This is a genomic window from Mesorhizobium sp. M0571 (genome assembly GCF_040320985.1).
Classification (GTDB): domain Bacteria; phylum Pseudomonadota; class Alphaproteobacteria; order Rhizobiales; family Rhizobiaceae; genus Mesorhizobium.
The window spans coordinates 430,920-451,778 of the sequence record NZ_JAMYQT010000002.1; the positions used below are offsets into that span (position 1 = coordinate 430,920).

Genomic DNA, 20,859 nt, shown 5'->3' on the forward strand with positions numbered 1-20,859 from the left:
ACCAATCGACAGCGACACCGCGCATAAAAACCAACAGGGGAACGACCATGACAATCAACAGACGAGAATTGCTTGGATATGGCGCAGCGGCGCTTGGCGCCACCGTCATCGGCCTGCCGCAAATCGCCAAGGCAGCCGGTGAACTGACCATCGCCTACAATGTCAACCTGCCGTCCTGGGACCCGACCACCGGGCCTTCGGCGGTCAACCCGACCATCCAGGGCCTCTACCAGTCGGTGTTCGACCAGTTCATCCCGCAGAAGCCGGACCTTTCCTTCGCTCCCGGCCTGCTTACCGAATGGGGCTGGAACGAGGATCGCAGCAAGATCACGATGACGGTGCGCGAGGGCGTCACCTGGCATGACGGCTCGCCGTTCACGGCCGAAGACGTGGTCTGGTCGTTGCAGCGGGCGGGCGACGAAAAGACCGGCAATCCGATCCAGTTCGTCTGGAAGAACGTCAACAACTTCAAGATCGACGGTAACAAGATCACCGGCGATATCGTGCAGTTCGACCCGGTGTATTTCAAGTGGATGTCGTTCCTCACCGGCTACATCATGCCGAAGGCCTATTACGAGAAGGTCGGCGCCGAGGGCTTCGAGAAAGCCCCGATCGGCACCGGCCCCTATATGGTCGACAAATTCGAGCGCAACGCCTTCCTGCGGCTCAAGGCCAATCCCAACTACTGGGGCGGCAAGCCGGCCTTCGAGAACGTGACCATCAAGTTCGTCACCGACGCGGCGAGCCGCGTCGCCGAGATCGAGTCCGGTTCCTCGCAGGTGACGCTCGAAATTCCCTATGAGGAGTATGACCGCCTGATCGCCACGGAAGAGCTTGCAGGCTCTTGCAAGAACGTTTCCGACATCGGCATGATCTTCTTCAACGACATCGACGTGATGCTGGACAAGAACGTGCGCCAGGCGGCGGTGATGGCGGTTGACAAGAAGCTGCTCGTCGACCGACTGCTGCGCGGCTACGGCCAGCCGATCGATACGCTGGAAACGCCGGAATACGCGGCTTACGATCCGTCGATCAAGGTCGAGCATAACCCGGAGAAGGCCAAGGAATTGCTGGCGGCATCCGGCTATTCGCCGGAAAAACCGGTCAAGTTCACGATACAGACGACGAAGGGCTTCAAGCCCAAAGATTACGAGATGATCCAGGCGATCGTCGGCATGTGGCGCAAGGTCGGCATCGAGGCGACGATCGAGGTCTACGAGATCGCCAAGCACTACGAACTGCGCGCCGCCGACAAGCTGGCACCAGCCGCCTTCTACAATTGGGGCAATGCCATCGGCGACCCCACCACCTCGACCGGCTTTGCCATGTATGGCCCGAGCCCGCATTCGGTGTGGGACAGCCAGGATTTGATCGACATGATCAACCCGCTATGGGGCGAGAAGGACGAGGTCAAGCGCATTGCCGGCTGGAAGGCCGTCGACAAGTACATTGCCGAGCAGGCCTATGTGCTGCCGCTGATCCAGTATGCGCAGCCGATCGTGCATGCCAAGGGCGTCAATGTCGTGCAGCATGTGTCCGGCGCGCTTTTGCCGGCGCTGATGACCCCGGCCTGAGACGGTCCTGGGCTTGCCGCGCGCCGTCCAGAACGACGGCGCGCATTTTCCGCCACGGGCGACCATGCTGCTGCAGAGATTCCTGATCCGTCTTCTGACGATGGCGATCACGCTGTTCGGCGTCGCCGTCGTGGTCTTCGTCGTGATCCGTGTCGCCCCCGGCGATCCGATCGCGATGATGCTGCCGCCCGGTGCCACCGATGCCGACATCGCGCGTCTGCGCGCGCTTTACGGGCTGGACAAGACCATCGTCCAGCAATTCTTCATCTGGCTGGCCGGTGTCATCAGAGGTGATTTCGGCACTTCGATTTCGCTCCGGCAGGATGTTCTGGGGCTGGTCTTCAACCGCCTGCCGGCGACGCTGGAACTCGCGATCGTCGCGCTCTTGATGGCGCTGGCGATCGGCGGCACGACGGCGATCCTCGGCGCGCGCGAACGCGGCACCGCGGTCGAGGCAGGCATCGACATCGCCAGCGGTGCGGCGCTCTCGATTCCCGATTTCCTGTGGGGCTTGGTGCTGATCCTTTTGTTCGGCGTGCTGGTGCCGGTTTTCGACATTTCCGGCCGGGTGTCGCCGCAACTCGACCTGCCCTTCGTCACGCAATTCTATCTGTTTGAGAGCATCGTGCGGCTGCGCTTCGACCTGACCAAGGACCTGCTGGCGCACATGCTGATGCCGGCGATTGCACTGGCGCTGCCGCTTGCCGCGATCATTTCGCAGTTGTTGAAACAGTCTCTCAAGGAAGTGCTCGATCTCGACTATGTCGTGCTGGCGCGGGTGAAGGGCTTTTCGGAAACGCAGGTCATCTTACGCGAGGCGCTGAAGAACGCCGCGCTTCCGACGCTCACTTTGGTCGGCGTGCAATTCACCTTCCTGATCGGCGGTACGGTCATTGTCGAGCGGCTGTTTTCCTATGAAGGTCTCGGCAATATGGCGATCGATGCCGTCATCAATCGCGACCTGCCGCTGATCCAGGGCATCGTGCTGGTCTTCGCACTGCTGTTCGTGCTGATCAACCTTGCCGTCGACATGATGTATGCGCTGCTCAATCCGAGGCTGCGCCATGGATGAGGGGCGTATTTCGAGACATGGCTCGGGCGCAAGGCTGTGGCTTGCCGGCGGCTGGCTATTGCTGGCTTTGCTTGCCGCGATCTTCGCGCCGCTGGTCGCACCGCAAGACCCACTGGCGCAGGATCTGATGCTGGAGCGGCTGCCGCCATTCTGGCTGAATGGCGCCGAGCCTGGCTATTGGCTCGGCACAGACAGCCTCGGCCGGGATTTGTTGTCGCGGTTGATCTTCGGTGCCCGCATCGCCTTCATTGTCGCCTTCGCAGCGGCTATCGCTGCATGCCTGGTCGGCTCGGCGCTCGGGCTGATCGCCGGCTATTTCGGCGGCTTGGCCGACCGCATCATCTCGCGTATCGTCGATATCTGGATGGGGTTTCCGCCGGTGCTGTTCGCAATCCTCCTGGTCGCCGTGCTCGGCACCGGATTGAGCTCGGTCATCATCGCCATCGTTGTCATCGACTGGACGCGCTTCTGCCGGGTGATCCGCGCCGAGACCATGGGCCAGTCGCGCATGGACTATGTCGAGAACGCCCGCATCGCCGGCTACGGCCGGATCGGCATCATGCTGCGCGAGGTGCTGCCCAACGTGGTGCCGTCGATCGTGGCGCTGCTATCGCTCGAAATGGGTATCGCCGTCATCGTCGAGGCGATCCTGTCCTTCGTCAATCTGTCGATCTCGACCGACGACCCGACCTGGGGCAGCATCATCGCCGAGGGTCGCCTGTCGATCCATCAGGCCTGGTGGGTGCTGGTGTTTCCGCTGGTCGCTCTGATCCTGACGGTGCTGTCGTTCAGCCAGTTCGGCGAGGGCCTCAGGGCGCGTTTCGATCCGGTGCTGCGATGAACGCGAAACCGTGCCTTGCCATCAGAGACTTGAGCGCGGTGCTGCCGAATGGCGTACGCGTGTTGCGCTCGGTATCGCTCTCCGTTCAGCCCGGCGAGGTTCGCGCGCTGGTTGGCGAGAGCGGCGCCGGCAAGACGATGATCGGCAAGGCGGTGCTCGGCGTGCTGCCACTGAGCGTGCGCATCGTCGAAGGCGATATGCTGCTCGAAGGCGAGGACCTCGGCCGGCTGGCGCCCAAGGCAAGACGTGCGCTGATCGGCGCGCGCACCGCGCTGATCCCGCAGGATCCGCTGACCGCCCTCAACCCGTCGCGTCGCATCGGCCCGCAGATGACCGACCGGCTGGTGCGCATCCTCGGCTGGAGCGGTGAGAAGGCCGATGCCCGCATCCGCCAGCTGCTGGACGAGGTGCAGATCCGCGACCCGGACCGTGTGCTCAAAAGCTATCCGCACGAGCTGTCCGGCGGCATGCGCCAGCGCGTGCTGATCGCCGCCGCGTTCGCGGCCGAGCCAAGGCTGATCGTCGCCGACGAGCCGACAACGGCGCTCGACGTGACGGTGCAGAAGCAGATACTGCGGCTGATCGCGCAATTGCAGCGCGAGCACGGCACGGCGATCCTGTTCGTCACTCACGATCTCGGTGTCGTTGCTAAGATCAGCCAGAAAGTTTCGGTGCTCTATGCCGGCAAGGTGGTGGAGGAGGCCGAGACGGCAGCCCTCTTCGCTTCACCGCAGCATCCTTATACGCGGGCACTGATGGCGGCGACGCCGCGCTACACCGATCCGTTCGCGTCGCTGAAGCCGGTCGACGACAAGGTACTGGCCGGGCTGGCCGCGGAGATCGCCGCCGCCGACCGGGCATGGAGGCGGCCGCATGGCTGAGCCGCTATTTTCCGTGCGCGGACTGAAGGTTGCGTTGCCCGACATGACGCGCAAGCCGCTGATCGGCCGGGCGCCGCAGGCCGAGATCCTGAAAGGGCTGGATTTCGACCTGCCAAGGGGATCGGTGACCGGCATCGTCGGCGAATCCGGCTCCGGCAAATCGACGCTTGGCCGCACGCTGGTGCGCCTTTTGGAGCCCAGCGCCGGCAATGTCATTTTCGACGGCCGCGACATCACGCATCTGCCCGAGGCGGAACTCCGGCCGCTGCGTCGCAATCTGCAGATGATCTTCCAGGACCCGATGTCGTCGCTCAATCCGCGCCGCACCATCTTCAGCATCATCGCAGCACCCCTGAAGCAAAACGGGCTTGGCGACAATCTCAGGGACCGTGTCGCGGAGGCGCTGCAGCGCGTCGGCCTGCCGCAAGGTTTCGCCAGCCGCTACCGCCACGAACTGTCGGGCGGCCAGCGCCAGCGCGTCGGCATTGCCCGCGCCTTGGCACTGTCGCCGAAATTCGTACTGGCCGACGAAATCGTCTCCGGCCTCGATGTGTCGACCCAGGCGCAAATCCTGACGCTGCTGGAAAAACTCGCAGCCGAAATGGGCCTGACCGTTGCCTTTATCAGCCACGACCTGTCGGTGATCCGGCGGCTCTGCCGGCAAGTGATCGTCATGCGCGAAGGGGCGATTGTCGAAGCCAGCGCGACCGACGCTTTGTTCGAGCACCCGCAGCAGGCCTACACGCGCGACCTCATGGCCGCCATTCCACTGCCCGAGATCGATGACGGCTGGCTACTGCCCGCCGCAAAGGCGCCGGCATGAAACACCTGCAACTTCAACCGCACGCCGAAGAGCGGGCCTCGGGCGTGCGTCCGCAAGTGTCCCGCGATGGAGGATGACAGATATGAAGAATGCAATCCGATACGCTACGCTTGCAGCCACCGTGCTGGGAAGCATCGGCACCGCTTGTGCCAGCTCCATTCCCGGCATGCGCGGCCACGACCACACCGGCATTACTGTCCCCGACATGAAGCAGGCGGTCGATTTCTTTACCGAGGTGGTCGGCTGCAAGAAGGCGATGTCCTTCGGTCCGTTCGCCGACGACAAGGGCACATTCATGCAGGATCTGCTGGGCGTCGATCCCAAGGCGGTGATCGAGGAGATCACCCTGGTCCGCTGCGGACACGGGTCGAACATCGAGCTGTTCAAATACACTGCACCGGACCAGAAGGACCTGACGCCCCGCAACAGCGACATAGGCGGCTTCCACATCGCCTTCTATGTCGACGATATCGCCGCCGCAAAAGCCTATCTCGATCAAAGGGGCATCAAGACGCGTATGGGGCCGCTGCCGGTTACCGAAGGCCCGGCCGCCGGCCAGACCATCCTTTATTTCCAGGCGCCCTGGGGCTTGCAGTTGGAAGCAATCAGCTATCCCAATGGCATGGCTTATGAAAAAGATGCAGAAACGGTGCTGTGGAGCCCGAAGAACCCGGAAAAATAGCCGGGATATTACGCGCCCTGTTGAAACCGACCGACGGCAAGTCGGAGTCATCCGAAGCGGATTGTTTCAATCTTGAAACTTCAAGCTTGAATTAATCAGCCTCAGGCGTAAACTCGACAAACAGAAGCGAAGAGGAGATCGCACAATGAAGGTTGCGGTTCTCGGCGGTGGACCAGCCGGCCTCTACTTTGCCATTTCGATGAAGCTCAGGGACGCCGCGCATGAGGTGACGGTGTTCGAGCGCAACCGTGCCGACGATACGTTCGGTTGGGGCGTCGTGTTGTCGGCCGAAACGCTGGAAAACCTGACCAGGAACGATCCGGTCAGCGCCGTCTGGATCCGCAAGCATTTCGCCTATTGGGACGATATCGCCGTCATCCATGACGGCGTGCGCACGGTCTCGACCGGCCACGGTTTTTGCGGCATCGGCCGCAAGCGGCTGCTCACCCTTTTGCAGCGGCGGGCGCGCGAACTCGGCGTCAAGCTAGTCTTCGAGACCGATATCGCCGACCCCAGGCCGTATATGGAGACGCACGATCTGGTCGTCGCCGCCGACGGGCTGAACTCGAAAGCCCGCGCCAGCTTCGTCGACGTGTTCAAGCCCGATATCGATGTCCGCAAGTGCAAGTTCGTCTGGCTCGGCACCCGTCAGAAATTCGACGACGCCTTCACCTTCATCTTCGAAAAAACCGAGCATGGCTGGGTGTGGGCGCATGCCTACCAGTTCGACAGCGACACCGCGACCTTCATCGTCGAATGCAGCGAGCAGACCTGGCAGCGATTCGGCTTCGGCGCGATGTCGCAGCAGGAATCGATTGCCGTCTGCGAGCGCATCTTTGCCAGCCATCTGGGCGGCCACGAGCTGATGACCAACGCCAATCACATCCGCGGCTCGGCCTGGATCAATTTTCCGCGCATCTTGTGCGAACGCTGGTCCTACAAGAATCTGGCGCTGATGGGCGACGCCGCGGCGAGCGCGCATTTCTCGATCGGTTCCGGCACCAAGCTGGCGCTGGAAAGCGCGGTGGCGCTGGCCGACTATGTCGAGTCCGAGCCAGACCTCGAAGCAGCCTTCCGCAAATATGAGGACGCGCGGCGCACCGAGGTGCTGAAGCTGCAGTCGGCGGCGCGCAATTCCCTCGAATGGTTCGAAGAGGTCGAGCGCTATCTCGGCCTCGATCCGGTGCAGTTCAACTACTCGCTGCTGACGCGTTCGCAGCGCATAAGTCACGAGAATTTGCGGCTGCGCGACGCCGAATGGCTTGCCGGCGCCGAGGAATGGTTCCAGCGTCAGGCCGGCGCCGGCGGCAACAGTCTGCGCCGCACGCCGATGTTTGCGCCTTTCCGGCTGCGCGACATGGTGCTGCAGAACCGCGTCGTCGTCTCGCCTATGGCGCAGTACAAGGCGGTTGACGGCTGTCCGACCGACTGGCATTTCGCCCACTATGCCGAACGGGCCAAAGGCGGCGCCGGTCTCGTCTACATCGAGATGACCTGCGTCAGCCCGGAAGGCCGCATCACGCCGGGTTGCCCCGGTTTCTATGCGCCCGAGCACGGGGTCGCCTGGAAGCGGCTGGTCGATTTCGTCCATGCCGAGACGGAGGCCAAGATCTGTGCCCAGATCGGCCATTCGGGCGCCAAGGGGTCAACTAGGCTCGGCTGGCAAGGAACCGACGTGCCGCTGACCTCGGGCAACTGGCCTGTGATGGCGGCATCTTCCGTGCCGTGGTCGCCGCAGAACCAGATGCCGAAGGCGATGGACCGCGCCGACATGGATATGGTGCGCGAGCAGTTTGTCGCTTCGGCCGAGATGGCGGCGCGCTGCGGCTTCGACATGCTCGAAATCCACGCCGCGCACGGCTATCTCCTGTCCTCCTTCATCACGCCCTTGACCAACCGGCGCACCGACGCCTATGGCGGCTCGCTGGAAAACCGCATGCGCTATCCCTTGGAAATCTTTCATGCGGTGCGCGCCGCATGGCCGGCCGAGAAGCCGATCTCGATGCGCATCTCCGCCAATGACTGGCTCGGCATCGAGGGCGTGACGCCGGCCGATGCCGTCGAGATCGCGCGGCTGCTGCATGAAGCCGGCGTCGACATCTGCGACGTGTCGGCCGGCCAGACTTCGGCCGTGGCAAGGCCGGTCTATGGCCGCATGTTCCAGACGCCGTTTTCCGACCGCATCCGCAACGAGGTCGGCATGGCGACCATGGCGGTCGGCAATATCTATGAGCCGGACCATGTCAATTCGATCCTGATGGCCGGCCGGGCCGATCTCGTCGCACTGGCGAGGCCACATCTTGCCGATCCCTATTGGACGCTGCATGCGGCCGTCACGCTTGGCGATCGCGGCGTCAAATGGCCGGATCCCTATCTGCCCGGCCGCGACCAGCTCTACCGGCTGGCCGAACGCGAAGCAGCAGCGGGGCTGAAAGTATGAGTGCCGCCGCGACGATTTCGGGGCGGCATGCGCTGGTCACCGGCGGCGGATCCGGCGTCGGCCGCGCGATCGCGCTGGCGCTTGCCGGCGCCGGCATCGACGTGACCATCTGCGGCCGGCGTGAAGAGCCGCTGGCTGCGGTCGCCGCTGAGAACAAGCGCATCTTCGCCATTGTCGCCGATGTCACCGACGAAGCGGCAATGGCGTCGCTACACGAGGCCGCGGAAGCGGCACGTGGACCATTCGACATCGTCGTCGCCAATGCCGGCATGTCCGGCAGTGCGCCGGCGCAACGGACCTCGCTGGCAGACTGGCAGCGCACGCTCGACGTCAACCTGACCGGTGCGTTCCTGACCGTGAAGCCGGCGCTGGCCGGCATGGCCGCGCGCAAGACGGGCCGTATCATATTCATCGCTTCCACCGCCGGACTGAAAGGCTATCCCTATGTCGCAGCTTATGTCGCAGCCAAGCATGGCGTCGTCGGCCTGATGCGGGCACTTGCCGTCGAGACCGCCAAGTCCGGCGTGACCGTAAATGCGGTGTGCCCGGGTTTCGTCGAAACCGAGATGCTGGAAGGCGCCGTCCAGCGCATCGCCGAAACGACCGGCCGCTCGGCCGAGCAGGCACGGACAAGCCTTGCCTCGACCAACCCGCAAGGCCGCTTCATCCAGCCACAAGAGGTCGCGGCCGCCGTGCTTCATCTGAGCGGCGATGCCGCCCGGTCGATCACCGGGCAGACGATTTCGATCTCCGGAGGTGAGACATGGTAGCCGGTCCCCTGCCCGCCCCGTCCGGACCCGGCAAGGACCGCCTGCGGCTGTGGATACGCCTGCTGCGCGCCTCGCGCACCATCGAGGCCGAACTGCGCGAACGCTTGCGGCAGGAATTCAGCACCACGCTGCCGCGCTTCGACGTGATGGCGGCGCTCTATCGCGCGCCGGAAGGCATGCTGATGAGCGACCTGTCGCGCTTCCTGCTGGTGTCCAACGGCAATGTCACCGGCATTATCGACCGGCTGGTCTCGGAAGGATTGGTCATGCGGGCCCGACGCAATGGCGACCGCCGCACCTCGGTGGTTCGGCTGACGGAAGAGGGGTCGAAGACTTTCTCCGTTATCGCCGCCGCACATGAAAAATGGGTCGGCGAGTTGCTGGGCAATGTGAGCGAGGACGAGGCGCGCCGGCTGACCGGCATGCTGACCTCCTTCCGCAGCAATTGGGAGGGACGGGAATGACAAAGATGGCCGGCCGCAAGCCGAAGCATTTCCTCTGGCAGGTCGAAGGCAAGATCGCAAAAATCCGGCTCGACCGGCCCGAACGCAAGAACCCGCTGACCTTCGATAGCTATGCCGAATTGCGTGACACTTTTCGCGACCTCGTCTACGCCGACGATGTCGATGCCGTGGTGTTCCTGCCCAATGGCGGCAATTTCTGCTCCGGCGGCGATGTCCACGACATTATCGGTCCACTGGTCAAGATGGACATGAAGGCGCTGCTCGCCTTCACCCGCATGACCGGCGATTTCGTCAAGGCGATGCTGAATTGCGGCAAGCCGATTATTGCGGCGGTCGACGGCGTGGCGGTCGGCGCCGGCGCAATTATCGCCATGGCCTCCGACATCCGCATCGCCACGCAACAGGCCAAAACGGCTTTCCTGTTCACCCGCGTTGGTCTTGCCGGCTGCGACATGGGCGCCTGCGCGATCCTGCCGCGCATCATCGGCCAGGGCCGCGCCGCCGAGCTGCTCTATACCGGCCGCACGATGAGTGCCGAGGAAGGCGAGCGCTGGGGCTTCTACAACCGGTTGGTCGATGCCGAAGTGCTCGAGGCCGACGCGCTCGACATGGCCGCGCGCATCGTTTCCGGCCCGACCTTCGCCCATGGCATCACCAAGACGCAGCTGAACCAGGAATGGTCGATGGGCCTCGACCAGGCGATCGAAGCGGAAGCGCAGGCGCAGGCGATCTGCATGCAGACGGGCGATTTCGAGCGGGCGTACACGGCTTTCGTCGCCAAGGAAAAACCGGTGTTCGAGGGAAATTAGCATGGAAGCTGCATCCCCGGGAATGGACAGGTTGGCAGGCCCGAAGCAGAGCGGAGGCAGTCATGCCTGACCGATCCTTCCTCTCCTGGCCGTTCTTCGAGGACCACCATCGTGAGCTGGCCGAGCGGCTGGAAGCATGGTGCGCGAAAAACCTGCCGGTCTCGCATGACGATGTCGACGCCGCCTGCCGCGAGCTGGTAGCCAAACTCGGCCAGGACGGCTGGCTGAAGCCGACTGCACTCGACACCGAAAACTCTGGGCCGCTCGACGTGCGGACGCTGTGCCTCACGCGCGAGACGCTGGCCCGGCATGACGGGCTGGCCGATTTCGCCTTCGCTATGCAAGGGCTCGGCACCGGCGCACTCAGCCTGTTCGGCACGCCCGACCAGCAGCGCTGGCTGGCGAAGACGCGCGCCGGCAAGGCGATTTCGGCTTTCGCGCTGTCGGAGCCGCGCTCGGGATCGGACGTCGCCAATATGGAGATGACGGCAACGCGCGATGGCGACAGCTACGTGCTATCCGGCGAAAAGACCTGGATCTCCAATGGCGGCATCGCTGATCTCTACGTCGTTTTCGCCCGCACCGGCGAGGCGCCCGGCGCCAAGGGGCTTTCAGCTTTCATCGTGCCGGCCGAGACAAAAGGCCTGACCATCGCCGAACGGCTGGAGGTGATCGCACCGCACCCGCTCGCCCGCCTGTCCTTTGACAACGCCCGCGTTCCAGCCTCGGCGCTGATCGGCCGGCCGGGCGACGGTTTTCGCATCGCCATGTCCGTGCTCGACGTGTTCCGTTCGACTGTCGGCGCAGCGGCGCTCGGCTTTGCCCGGCGCGCGCTGGACGAAAGCATCACAAGAGTGGCCGAGCGCAGGCTGTTCGGTGCACCCATGGCCGAGTTGCAGATGGTGCAGGGCCACATCGCCGATATGGCGCTGGATGTCGATGCCGCCGCGTTGCTGGTCTATCGTGCCGCCTGGACCAAGGACATGGGCGCGGCTCGCGTTACCCGCGAAGCCGCTATGGCGAAGCTGTTCGCCACCGACAAGGCGCAAGAGGTGATCGACAAGGCTGTGCAGCTGCATGGCGGCGACGGCGTCCGGAAGGGCCATATCGTCGAAAGACTGTATCGCGAGATCCGGGCACTGCGCATCTACGAGGGAGCGTCCGACGTGCAGAAGGTGGTGATTGCACGGCAAGTGATGGGAGCGGCCTGAGACCGGAGTTTGTGTGGAAGAATTGATTGTCTTCGAGTTTTGAGTGACCGGATTTGAGCATTGGGAGGCTTTGATATGCACACCATCCTGCAGCCGGAAGGCTGGGCGAAACCCGTCGGCTACGCCAATGGCGTCGCCGCGCGTGGGCAGCTTGTCTTCGTCGGCGGGCAGGTCGGCTGGAACGGACAGGGCCGCTTCGAGACCGACGATCTTGTCGGCCAGGTGCGGCAGACGCTGGCCAATATCGTCGCCGTGCTCGCCGAGGCCGACGCCAAGCCGCAGCACATCACCTCCATGACCTGGTATTTTACCGACAAGGCCGAATATCTGGCCAATCTCAAGGGAATCGGCGAGGCCTATCGCGAGGTGATCGGCCGGCATTTTCCGGCGATGGCCGCCATCCAGGTGATGGCGCTGGTCGAGGATCGCGCCAAGGTGGAGGTCCAGGCTACGGCGGTTATTCCGGACTGACCCGCATTCCGCGAGGGGCGGTAGGCCTGAAACACCGGCCCTTGGCGCCTGCAAGCTCGTCTGCCTGGCATCACGCGGCAATTTTTTAAGCTTAAACTTTCGCCTTGAAAAGCGCCGTACTTTGGATAGCATCCGATGTCTTACGACTGCCGTGCCGGGAGGGCTTTCCGGCAGTCCGGTCAATTGGCGCATCAAAAACCGTGCGGGGCCAAACCCGCCCGATCACAACCAGAGGGAACGAAAATGAACTTCACCCGTCGCAACCTGCTACTTCTTGCGGCCGCCATCGGCATCGCCGGCGGCCCGGCCTATGCCGAAGGCACGCTGAATGTCGGCGCCTATCCGACCAATCCGCCTTTCGAATACAAGAACGAGAGCGGCACATTCGAGGGTTTCGAAGTCGACATCATCAACGAAGCGGCAAAGCGTATCGGGATGACCACTGATATCGCCGACCTCGGTTTCCAGGCGCTGTTCGCCGCCACCACCTCGAAGCGCATCGACGTCGCCATCTCATCGATCACGATTACGCCGGAGCGGCTGAAGTCGCAGTCGTTCACGCAGCCCTACTATGATTCCGACATGGGCATCGCCGCGAAGGCCGACAGCCCAATCAAGGCCGAGGCCGACCTCAAGGGCAAGATCGTCGGCGTGCTGTCCGGCTCGACTGGCGAAGCCTGGGTCAAGGCGCACCAGGAAGCGGACGGGTTCAGCGAGGTGAAAGGCTACGACACGCAGCAGAATTTGCTGCTCGATCTCGGCTCCGGCCGCGTCGATGCGGCGGTCAGCGACATTCCGGGCCTGGAATATTCCTTCACCAAGATGAAGGATCTCGCCGTAAAGCAGCGTATCAAGACCGGCGAGCAGTACGGCCTGATGATGACCAAGGACCACCCGCTGCTCGGCAAGCTGAACGACGCGCTGACCGCGATGAAGACGGACGGCTCACTCGCCGCGATTCACAAGAAGTGGTTCGGCAGCGACGCACCGGCCGATTCCTCGACCGTCAAGGAAATGCCTATGCCGAAGGCCTGAGAGGCAGTTCGCGCTTAATGTCGTGCCGGCTTTCGATGCCGGCACGATTTCGGATTTCGGGCTTGGGCTCGAGCGTCGCGGGACGCCAAACGTTTCGGGAATGCTGCGATGTCGCTGCTGGACACCTTCTTCAACGCCGACGTCATGATCTCCAGCCTGCCGGCGCTGCTGCGCGGTTTCCTGAACACGCTGCTGCTCGGAATCCTCAGCATCGGCATCGGTATTCCCGTCGGCCTGGCGATCAGTCTAGTGCGGCTCTATGCGCCAAAGCCATTTCGGCTGCTGGCGGTCGGCTACATCGACATCTTTAGGGCGATGCCGGTGCTGGTCGTGCTGATCCTGATCTACTATGCGCTGCCGTTCCTCGGCATTCGCTTGTCGTCGTGGACCTCGGCGGTGCTAGCCTTCGCCATCATCATGGCAGCCTATTCGGCCGAGGTGTTCCGCTCCGGCATAGAAAGCATTCCGCGCGGCCAGTTCGAGGCGGCGCAGGCGCTTGGCCTGCCGTTTTTGCTGACCCTGCGCAAGGTGGTGCTGCCGCAGGCGATCCGCGTGGTCATTCCGCCGATGACCAGCAATTGCGTCTCGATGTTCAAGGATACCTCGCTCGCCTCCACGGTAGCATTGCCTGAACTGCTGAAGGAAGCGACCAACGCGCAATCGCTCTATGCCAACCCCTCGCCGCTGATCGGCGCGGCGCTGGTCTATCTCATCTTTCTCTGGCCGATGGTCCGCCTCGTCAGCCTTCTTGAACGCCGCTTCCAGACCGAAAAGACCCGCTGAGGTCGCCAACGATTTCCATCCGCCAATTCTCCCAAATATCAACTTTCCTATCCGTCAGGCACTTCGCAGGAGACGACCTTGAACCAGCATCAGATTTCGAAAACAGGCGACGCTGTAGCTTTCCCGGTCGAGAAGATCCGCGCCATGTTTCCCGCCCTGCAGCAGGCCGGCGACTTCGTCTTCATGGACAATGCCGCCGGCGCGCAGATTCCGCAAAGTGTCCTCGACGCGGTGACCAACCACCTGGTCGCGCATAATGTGCAGCGCGGCGGCCGCTATGGCCGCAGCGTCACCGTCGACCAAGCGGTCGCCGGAGCGCGCGAAAGTGTGGCCTTACTGATCAACGCCACCAACCCGGCGGAGATCTGTTTCGGCATGAACGCCACCTCGTTCATCCGCCTGGTCAGCCTCGGCGTCGGCCAGATGCTTTCTGAGCGCCCAAATGGGGAGCGTGACGAGATCGTCATCACCGACATGGACCACGATGCCAACATCGCGACGTGGCTGGCGCTGGCGCCCGCCGGCGCCAAGTTCAAATGGTGGCGGATGCGCGAGGACGGCAATCTGCATGTCGACGATTTACGCCCGCTGGTCTCCGAGCGTACCCGGCTTGTCGCCTGCACGGTGACGGCGCATTCGATCGGCTCGATCGTCGACGTTGCTTCCGTGGCGGGGATCGCGCATGCGGCCGGCGCCGAAGTGTTCCTCGACTGCGTGCATTACGGCCCCCACGGGCTGATCGACGTGCAGGCCTGGGATTGCGACTATCTGGTCTGCTCCGGCTACAAGAATTTCTCGCCGCATATGGGCTTCCTGTGGGGCCGCTTCGAAACGCTGAAGCGCTTGCCGACCTTCCGCGAGGATTTCATCCCCGACGAGCCGCCCTACAAAATCGAGGCCGGCACCTTCATCTACGAGAACGTCTCCGGCATGGATGCCGCGGTGCGCTATCTCGAATCGATCGGTCGCAATTTCTTGTCCGAGAACAACAGGTCGCGACGCGACAACATCGTCGCCGGCATGAATGCCATCCGCGACTACGAGCAGGTGCTGGCGCGCGAAATGCTGGCGGTGCTCAAGGATTGCGGCGCGACGATCTACGGTGTCGCCGACGAGGCGCGCCTCAGCGAGCGCGTGCCGACCTTCTGTTTCAACATCGGCATGCTGTCGCCGCAGAGGATCGTCGAGGAAATGGCCGAGATGCAGATCGGCATTCGCGACGGCCATATGTATGCGCCGCGCCTGATGAAGCGGCTCAACCTCAGCATGGACAGCGGCGCCGTCCGCGCCTCGCTGGTGCATTACAACACGATCGAGGAGGTCCGGCGCTTCGGCGAGGCGCTGCGTGCCATCATCGCCCGGCTGTCCTGATCGCGCTGTCCGGCTGAGCTTGCGCCGTTCTGGTGGAGCGCGAAGGCGGTTGCACCTGGGTTCTCCAGGCCGGGGCGCAACTGCATGCTTGGGATCAGGTAATCGCCGCCATTCTGCCGCCGATAAGGAATGGGCCGGATTGTCTCGAGCGTCCGCATCCTTTCGCGCAGCCGCGCCGCGACAGGCTCGAAATCGGCCTCCCCAAAACGGTCCACTCTGTAGACCACGAACGGCGGAAGCACGTCGTAGCCCGGATAATAGAGGATCCCGTGATTGATCGGGAACAGCAGGTCGTCGATCGGGCCGTTGACGCCGCGGGCGGAATAATGCTCCTCCCAGCCGCCGGTGGTCACGATCAGCATCGCGCGTTTGCCGGCGAGCGTTCCCTCACCAAAGCGGTCACCCCACCGCTTGTCGCTGTGCTCGCCGACACCATAGGCGAAGCCGTAGGCGTACACCCGGTCGACCCAGCCCTTGAGGATCGCCGGCATCGCGTACCACCACAGCGGGAACTGGAGGATCAAGGTGTCGGCCCATAGCAGCTTGTCGATCTCCGCTTTGACGTCTCCGGTCAGTGTGTTGGTTGCGAAAGCCTTTTTGGAGGCCCCAGCCGGCAGGAAGCGTGCTTCGAGCGGCCACGACGGAAAGTCGGCACGGTCCACCTCGGCTTTCCAGCCATCGGCATAAAGATCCGACACCCGCACTTCGTGGCCTTGGGCCTCGAGTTCCCTGATGGCGACGTCACGCAGCGCGCCGTTGAGCGAACGCGGTTCAGGATGAGCAAAAACAAGCAGGACTTTCATGGGTCTACTCCGCAGAAGGACGATAGACACCAAAGGTAGCCAGCCGTGCGCTGATCCGCTATATGTATATAATGTATAAGATTATGCCGAATAATGGATAGATCGGACGTCACACTCGAGCGCATGCGCACCTTCGTTCGCGTCGCCGAGCGCGGCAACCTCTCGGCGGTGGCGCGCGAACTCGGAGTTGGGCAGTCGACGGTCACACGACATTTGCGGGAGCTCGAGGAGGCCGTCGGCGTGCCCTTGCTCAGCAGGACCACCCGGCGTGTCACGATGACCGATGAAGGCAGCCGTTACTATGCCGACAGCGTCCAGATCCTGCGCCTCGTCGAGCAGGCCGGCGATGAGGCGCGGGGCACGCGCGGCGCGTCGGCCGGCACGATCCGGATATCCTGCACGGCGGCGCTCGGGGTCTTGCACGTCAGCCGGCTGATCTTCACCTTTCAGGACCGCTATCCCGATATCGGCATCGATCTTAGCCTCACCGACGAGCGCATCGACCTTGTGCGGGAGGGCGTCGACATTGCGCTTCGCCTCGGTCCGCTCACCGACAGCTCGATGAAACTGCGGGCGCTCGGCCAGTCCCGGCGTCTGCTGGTGGCGGCGCCGGCCTATGTGGCGGCGCGGGGCAGACCGGCTGTCCCGCAGGATCTGCCTGGCCATGAAGGCATCCGGATGTCGAACATCGCGGGAAGCGACACGCTCGCCCTGCAGGGGCCTGGCGGCGAACGCTTTGCGGTGCCCTTTGGCGGCCGATTTCGGGTCGACCATGGGCTTGCCGCGCGCCAAGCCCTTGTCGCCGGACGCGGTATCGCCCCCGCCCATCACTGGCTTGTCGACGATCTTCTGGCGGCCGGCCGGCTGGAAGCGGTCCTGCCGGGCTATTTTCCGCCTCCCGTCCCGCTGAGCATGCTGATCGTTCCGGAGCGTGCGGGCATTGCCCGGGTCCGGCTGCTGGTCGACTTTCTCGCCGAGCAGATCGCCGGCGTTCCGGGGATCGAGAAGCCGAGGCCAGAGCGTTAACCGGCAAACCTCGCCGGATCAGGCGGCCCTCTTCTTCGCCAACCTTGCCTTGATGCTGGCGACGTCGGCACGCGGCGTCGCCGCGAACAGCGTCCTGGTGTAGCTGTGTTTGGGGTCGGCGAAGACCTCGTCGCGCGAGCCGTATTCGACCGCTTCGCCGAAATACATCACCATCACGTCGTCGGCGATATAGCGTACCACCGACAGGTCGTGGCTGATGAAAACATAGGTCAGCTGAAATTCGTCCTGCAGGTCGGCTAGCAGGTTCAGCACCTGCGCCTGCACCGAAAGATCAAGTGCCGAGACCGGCTCGTCCAGCACCAGAAGGCTGGGGTTGAGCATCAGCGCGCGGGCAATGGCGATCCGCTGGCGCTGGCCGCCCGAAAACATGTGCGGGTAGCGATTATAGTGCTCGGGGCCGAGACCGACCTTCTTCAGCATCTTCATGGCGAGATCGCGCCGCTCGCCGGCCGAGCTGTCGGTGTTGATGAGCAGCGGCTCGCCAAGCACGTCGCCGATCTTCTGGCGTGGATTGAGCGAACCATAGGGGTTCTGGAAGACGATCTGCACCTTGCGGCGCATTTCCTTCGACAGGCCGTCCTTGGCGATGTCTAGCTTCTTGCCGTCGATGAAAAGCTCACCGGAGGTCGCCGGGTCAATCAGGGTGATGATGCGGGCAAGCGTTGACTTGCCGCAGCCGCTCTCGCCGACGATGGCCAGCGTCTTGCCCTTGTCGACGCTGAACGAGACGCCCTTGACCGCATGAACGGTACGGGAGGGGCGGAAAAGCCCGCCGCCGACATGATAGTCGCGCATGATGTTCTTGCCTTCGACTACCGTCACGCTCATGAGGCGGTTCCCCCTGCGGATCGCGCTGCGACTACAGACGGAGCCGGCTCGAACAGCATGTCGGAAACGGTCGGCAGCCGGTCGCCGACGGCGTTTTCCGGCAGCGCCGAGAGGAGCGCGCGCGTATAATTGCTCTTCGGGGACTCGAACAGCGACAGCACGTCGGCCTCTTCCATCTTGCGGCCCTTGTACTGGACGATGACCCGGTCGGCGGTCTCGGCAACCACCCCCATATTGTGGGTGATCATGATCAGGCCCATGCCGTATTTGGCCTGCAGGCCGACCAGTAGATCGAGGATCTGCTTCTGGATGGTGACATCGAGTGCCGTGGTCGGCTCGTCGGCGATCAAAAGCTTCGGATTGCAGGCGATTGCGATGGCAATCATGACGCGCTGACACTGACCGCCCGACATCTGGTGCGGGAAGGAGCCCAGCCGTTCTTCGGGATCGGCGATGCCGACCAGCGTCATCAGTTCGATGGCGCGCGCCCGGCGCTGGGCACGGTCCATACCCATATGGAAGCGCAGCACTTCTTCGATCTGGAAGCCGACGGTGAAGCATGGGTTGAGGCTGGCGACCGGCTCCTGGAAGATCATCGAGATGTCCTTGCCGACGATCTTGCGCCGCTCGGACGGGCCGAGCTTGAGCAGGTCGATGCCGTCGAAGGCCATGCGGTCCGCCCTCACCGTCGCCGTGTTGGGCAAAAGCCCCATCACCGCCAGCATCGCCACCGATTTGCCGGAACCGGATTCGCCGACAATCGCCAGCACCTCGCGCGGTTCGACCGACAGGTCGATGCCTTGCACCGCCATGAACGGCCCGGCGGCGGTGTCGAAGGAAACGGTGAGGTTCGTGATCTCGAGAAGAGGCATCGGATTATGACCTCTTCAGCTTGGGGTCGAAGGCATCGCGCAGGCCATCGCCGATCAGGTTGATGGCAAGCACAGTGATCAGGATGGCAAGGCCGGGGAAGGTCACCACCCAAGGCGCGCGCAGGATGAACTCGCGCGCCGAAGCGAGCATTGTACCCCATTCGGGCGTCGGCGGCTGCGCGCCGACACCGAGGAAGCCGAGCGCCGCAGCCTCGAGAATAGCGTTGGAGAAGGACAGCGTTGCCTGCACGATCAGCGGCGCAAGACAGTTCGGCAGGATCGTCCTCACCATCAAGCGAAGGTGGCCGGCACCGGCCACCTTGGCGGAGATCACATATTCGCGGTTCTTTTCCGCCATTACGGCGGCGCGGGTGAGACGCGCAAAGTGCGGCTGCAGCACCAGCGCGATCGCCAGCATGGCATTGAACAGGCCAGGGCCGAGGATCGCCACAAGCACCAGCGCCAGAAGCAGTGACGGGAAGGCCAGGATGATATCCATGATGCGCATGATCAGCGTGTCGACCCAGCCGCGGAAATAGCCGGCGAGCACGCCAAGCACGATGCCGCTGGTCAGCGAGAAGACAACGACGACCAGGCCGATGAACAGCGAGAAACGCGCCCCGAAGATCAGTCGCGAAAGCATGTCGCGGCCGACCGCATCGGTGCCGAGCAGGAACAACGATTTGCCGCCTTCCTGCCAGGCAGGGGGCGCCAGCAGCGAATCGCGAAACTGCTCGTCAGGCGAATGCGGCGCGACGAACGGCGCAAAGATCGCCACCAGCACCAGCGCCGAAAACACGACAAGGCCGATGACGGCGCCGGTGTTCATCGAGAAGTAGTGCCAGAACTCGGCGAAAGCCCGTTGCCTGCCGCCGGTCGGGATGGAGGCAGCGGTGGCTTCGGCGGCGGATTCGTCGGTCATCTCACTGCACCCGGATGCGCGGATTGATGACGGCGTAGAGCACGTCGACGATCAGGTTCACCGCCATAACGATCAGCGCGATGATCAGCAATCCGCTCTGGACGACGACATAGTCGCGCTTGCCGATGGCGTCGATCATCCATTTGCCGATGCCGGGCCAGGAAAAGATCGTCTCGGTCAGAATGGCGCCCGCCATCAACGTCCCGACCTGCAGGCCAATGGTGGTGACCACCGGGATCAGCGCGTTACGAAAAGCGTGCAGCCCGATGACACGGCGCGGCGCCAAGCCCTTGGCGCGCGCGGTGCGGACATAGTCCTCGCCCAGCACCTCGAGCATCGCCGAGCGCGTCTGGCGCGCTATGACGGCGAGCGGGATCGTCGCCAGCACGATCGACGGCAGGATCAAATGGCTGACGGCGGACTTGAAAGCGCCGCTCTTGCCGGAGATCAGGCTGTCGATCAGCATGAACCCCGTTGTCGGCCTGAAGAAATACTGCAGGCCGATGCGGCCGGAAACCGGCGTCCAGCCGAGATAACCGGAGAAGAAGATGATGAGCAGCAATCCCCACCAGAAGATCGGCATCGAATAGCCGGTCAGCGCGACACCCATCGTCGCCTGGTCGAACCACGAGCCGCGCTTGACCGCAGCGAAAATGCCGGCGGGGATGCCAAGCAGAATGGCGATGATCAACGCCACCGTCGCCAGTTCCAGCGTGGCCGGAAACAGCGCCTGGAATTCGCCAAGCACTGGCCGCTTGGTGGCAATCGATATGCCGAAATCGCCGGTCAGGACCCTGCCGATATATTCCAGATACTGGATGACATAGGGCCGGTTGTAGCCAAACTGCTCGATAAGCTGCGCGTAGCGCTCGGGGCTGACACCGCGCTCGCCGGCAAGGGCCAGGATCGGATCGCCCGGCAGAAGCCGGACGAAAGCGAACGCCGCCAGCGATATGCCGAACACGGTCGGGATGATCAAGGCGAGCTTGTGGAGTAGATAACGGAGCATCTTGCTTCATAGAACGGCGGGGGGGGGGGGGGGGCGCCCCCCGGGGAATTTTTATGGAGGTATTGGGGTAGGGGGGGCCCCGCAAAACGGGGAGTAGGACCCCGGGGGAAAAAAAGACCCACCCCAAAATTGTTTTAAGGGAGAATTAAAT

At 63.3% G+C, this 20,859-nt stretch carries 21 protein-coding genes; 16 read left to right on the forward strand and 5 right to left on the reverse strand.

From position 1 onward, the window contains the following. Positions 1–47 precede the first annotated feature (47 nt). The 15 genes from NKI85_RS04510 (at position 48) to NKI85_RS04580 (ending at position 15,227) form a co-directional block, all read left to right on the forward strand. Positions 48–1,574, forward strand: a complete 1,527-nt coding sequence (locus NKI85_RS04510; RefSeq protein WP_352776203.1) for an ABC transporter substrate-binding protein — start codon at positions 48–50, stop codon at positions 1,572–1,574. A gap of 64 nt (positions 1,575–1,638) precedes the next feature. Then, positions 1,639–2,646, forward strand: coding sequence for an ABC transporter permease (locus tag NKI85_RS04515; protein WP_352776246.1), 1,008 nt, complete (start codon positions 1,639–1,641; stop codon positions 2,644–2,646). After that, entirely contained in the window at positions 2,639–3,487 is an 849-nt protein-coding gene (locus NKI85_RS04520; protein WP_352776205.1) for an ABC transporter permease, read from the forward strand. Before NKI85_RS04515 ends, NKI85_RS04520 begins: the two co-directional genes overlap by 8 nt. Continuing rightward, a complete protein-coding gene (locus NKI85_RS04525; protein WP_352522690.1) occupies positions 3,484–4,368 on the forward strand; it encodes an ABC transporter ATP-binding protein in 885 nt (294 codons plus the stop codon). The genes NKI85_RS04520 and NKI85_RS04525 overlap by 4 nt, the downstream gene beginning before the upstream one ends. Beyond that, a complete protein-coding gene (locus tag NKI85_RS04530; protein WP_352776206.1) occupies positions 4,361–5,191 on the forward strand; it encodes an ATP-binding cassette domain-containing protein in 831 nt (276 codons plus the stop codon). Before NKI85_RS04525 ends, NKI85_RS04530 begins: the two co-directional genes overlap by 8 nt. An 82-nt stretch (positions 5,192–5,273) precedes the next feature. After that, positions 5,274–5,873: a VOC family protein gene (locus tag NKI85_RS04535; RefSeq protein ID WP_352522688.1), complete on the forward strand. Its 600-nt coding sequence runs from the start codon at positions 5,274–5,276 to the stop codon at positions 5,871–5,873. A 145-nt stretch (positions 5,874–6,018) separates the two neighbouring features. Continuing rightward, positions 6,019–8,313 (forward strand): bifunctional salicylyl-CoA 5-hydroxylase/oxidoreductase, encoded by a 2,295-nt coding sequence (locus tag NKI85_RS04540; protein ID WP_352522687.1) that lies wholly within the window; start codon positions 6,019–6,021, stop codon positions 8,311–8,313. After that, the gene (locus NKI85_RS04545; RefSeq protein ID WP_352776208.1) at positions 8,310–9,083 is read left to right on the forward strand and encodes an SDR family NAD(P)-dependent oxidoreductase; all 774 of its coding nucleotides are present in this window, start codon (positions 8,310–8,312) and stop codon (positions 9,081–9,083) included. The genes NKI85_RS04540 and NKI85_RS04545 overlap by 4 nt, the downstream gene beginning before the upstream one ends. After that, a complete protein-coding gene (locus NKI85_RS04550; RefSeq protein ID WP_352522685.1) occupies positions 9,077–9,547 on the forward strand; it encodes a MarR family winged helix-turn-helix transcriptional regulator in 471 nt (156 codons plus the stop codon). Before NKI85_RS04545 ends, NKI85_RS04550 begins: the two co-directional genes overlap by 7 nt. Further along, positions 9,544–10,356, forward strand: coding sequence for an enoyl-CoA hydratase family protein (locus NKI85_RS04555; RefSeq protein ID WP_352522684.1), 813 nt, complete (start codon positions 9,544–9,546; stop codon positions 10,354–10,356). Before NKI85_RS04550 ends, NKI85_RS04555 begins: the two co-directional genes overlap by 4 nt. Before the next feature lie 62 nt (positions 10,357–10,418). Continuing rightward, positions 10,419–11,567 carry an acyl-CoA dehydrogenase family protein gene (locus NKI85_RS04560; RefSeq protein WP_352776209.1) on the forward strand — a complete coding sequence of 383 codons (1,149 nt, stop codon included), beginning with the start codon at positions 10,419–10,421 and terminating at the stop codon, positions 11,565–11,567. A gap of 75 nt (positions 11,568–11,642) precedes the next feature. After that, positions 11,643–12,038 carry a RidA family protein gene (locus NKI85_RS04565; protein ID WP_352522682.1) on the forward strand — a complete coding sequence of 132 codons (396 nt, stop codon included), beginning with the start codon at positions 11,643–11,645 and terminating at the stop codon, positions 12,036–12,038. Positions 12,039–12,281: 243 nt separating this feature from the next. Then, positions 12,282–13,073 (forward strand): ABC transporter substrate-binding protein, encoded by a 792-nt coding sequence (locus NKI85_RS04570; protein WP_352522681.1) that lies wholly within the window; start codon positions 12,282–12,284, stop codon positions 13,071–13,073. Between the two features lie 108 nt (positions 13,074–13,181). Continuing rightward, entirely contained in the window at positions 13,182–13,856 is a 675-nt protein-coding gene (locus NKI85_RS04575; RefSeq protein ID WP_352522680.1) for an amino acid ABC transporter permease, read from the forward strand. A 78-nt stretch (positions 13,857–13,934) separates the two neighbouring features. Then, on the forward strand, positions 13,935–15,227 hold the full coding sequence (locus NKI85_RS04580; RefSeq protein ID WP_352522679.1) for a cysteine desulfurase-like protein: 1,293 nt from the start codon (positions 13,935–13,937) through the stop codon (positions 15,225–15,227). Here NKI85_RS04580 and NKI85_RS04585 read toward each other — a convergent pair. Beyond that, a complete protein-coding gene (locus NKI85_RS04585) occupies positions 15,158–16,030 on the reverse strand; it encodes an NAD(P)H-dependent oxidoreductase (protein ID WP_352776211.1) in 873 nt (290 codons plus the stop codon). The genes NKI85_RS04580 and NKI85_RS04585 overlap by 70 nt on opposite strands. Positions 16,031–16,123: 93 nt before the next feature. On the opposite strand from NKI85_RS04585, the gene NKI85_RS04590 reads away from it, so the two are divergent. Beyond that, on the forward strand, positions 16,124–17,056 hold the full coding sequence (locus tag NKI85_RS04590; RefSeq protein ID WP_352776212.1) for a LysR family transcriptional regulator: 933 nt from the start codon (positions 16,124–16,126) through the stop codon (positions 17,054–17,056). An 18-nt stretch (positions 17,057–17,074) separates the two neighbouring features. On the opposite strand, the gene NKI85_RS04595 is transcribed toward NKI85_RS04590, so the two are convergent. The 4 genes from NKI85_RS04595 to NKI85_RS04610 are packed head-to-tail and all read right to left on the reverse strand — an operon-like array spanning position 17,075 to position 20,708. After that, entirely contained in the window at positions 17,075–17,905 is an 831-nt protein-coding gene (locus NKI85_RS04595; RefSeq protein ID WP_352776214.1) for a dipeptide ABC transporter ATP-binding protein, read from the reverse strand. Then, a complete protein-coding gene (locus tag NKI85_RS04600; protein ID WP_352776215.1) occupies positions 17,902–18,777 on the reverse strand; it encodes an ABC transporter ATP-binding protein in 876 nt (291 codons plus the stop codon). The genes NKI85_RS04595 and NKI85_RS04600 overlap by 4 nt, the downstream gene beginning before the upstream one ends. 4 nt (positions 18,778–18,781) lie before the next feature. Then, positions 18,782–19,699 (reverse strand): ABC transporter permease subunit, encoded by a 918-nt coding sequence (locus NKI85_RS04605; protein WP_352522674.1) that lies wholly within the window; start codon positions 19,697–19,699, stop codon positions 18,782–18,784. A 1-nt stretch (position 19,700) separates the two neighbouring features. Then, positions 19,701–20,708, reverse strand: coding sequence for an ABC transporter permease subunit (locus tag NKI85_RS04610; protein WP_352776217.1), 1,008 nt, complete (start codon positions 20,706–20,708; stop codon positions 19,701–19,703). Positions 20,709–20,859: the final 151 nt, after the last annotated feature.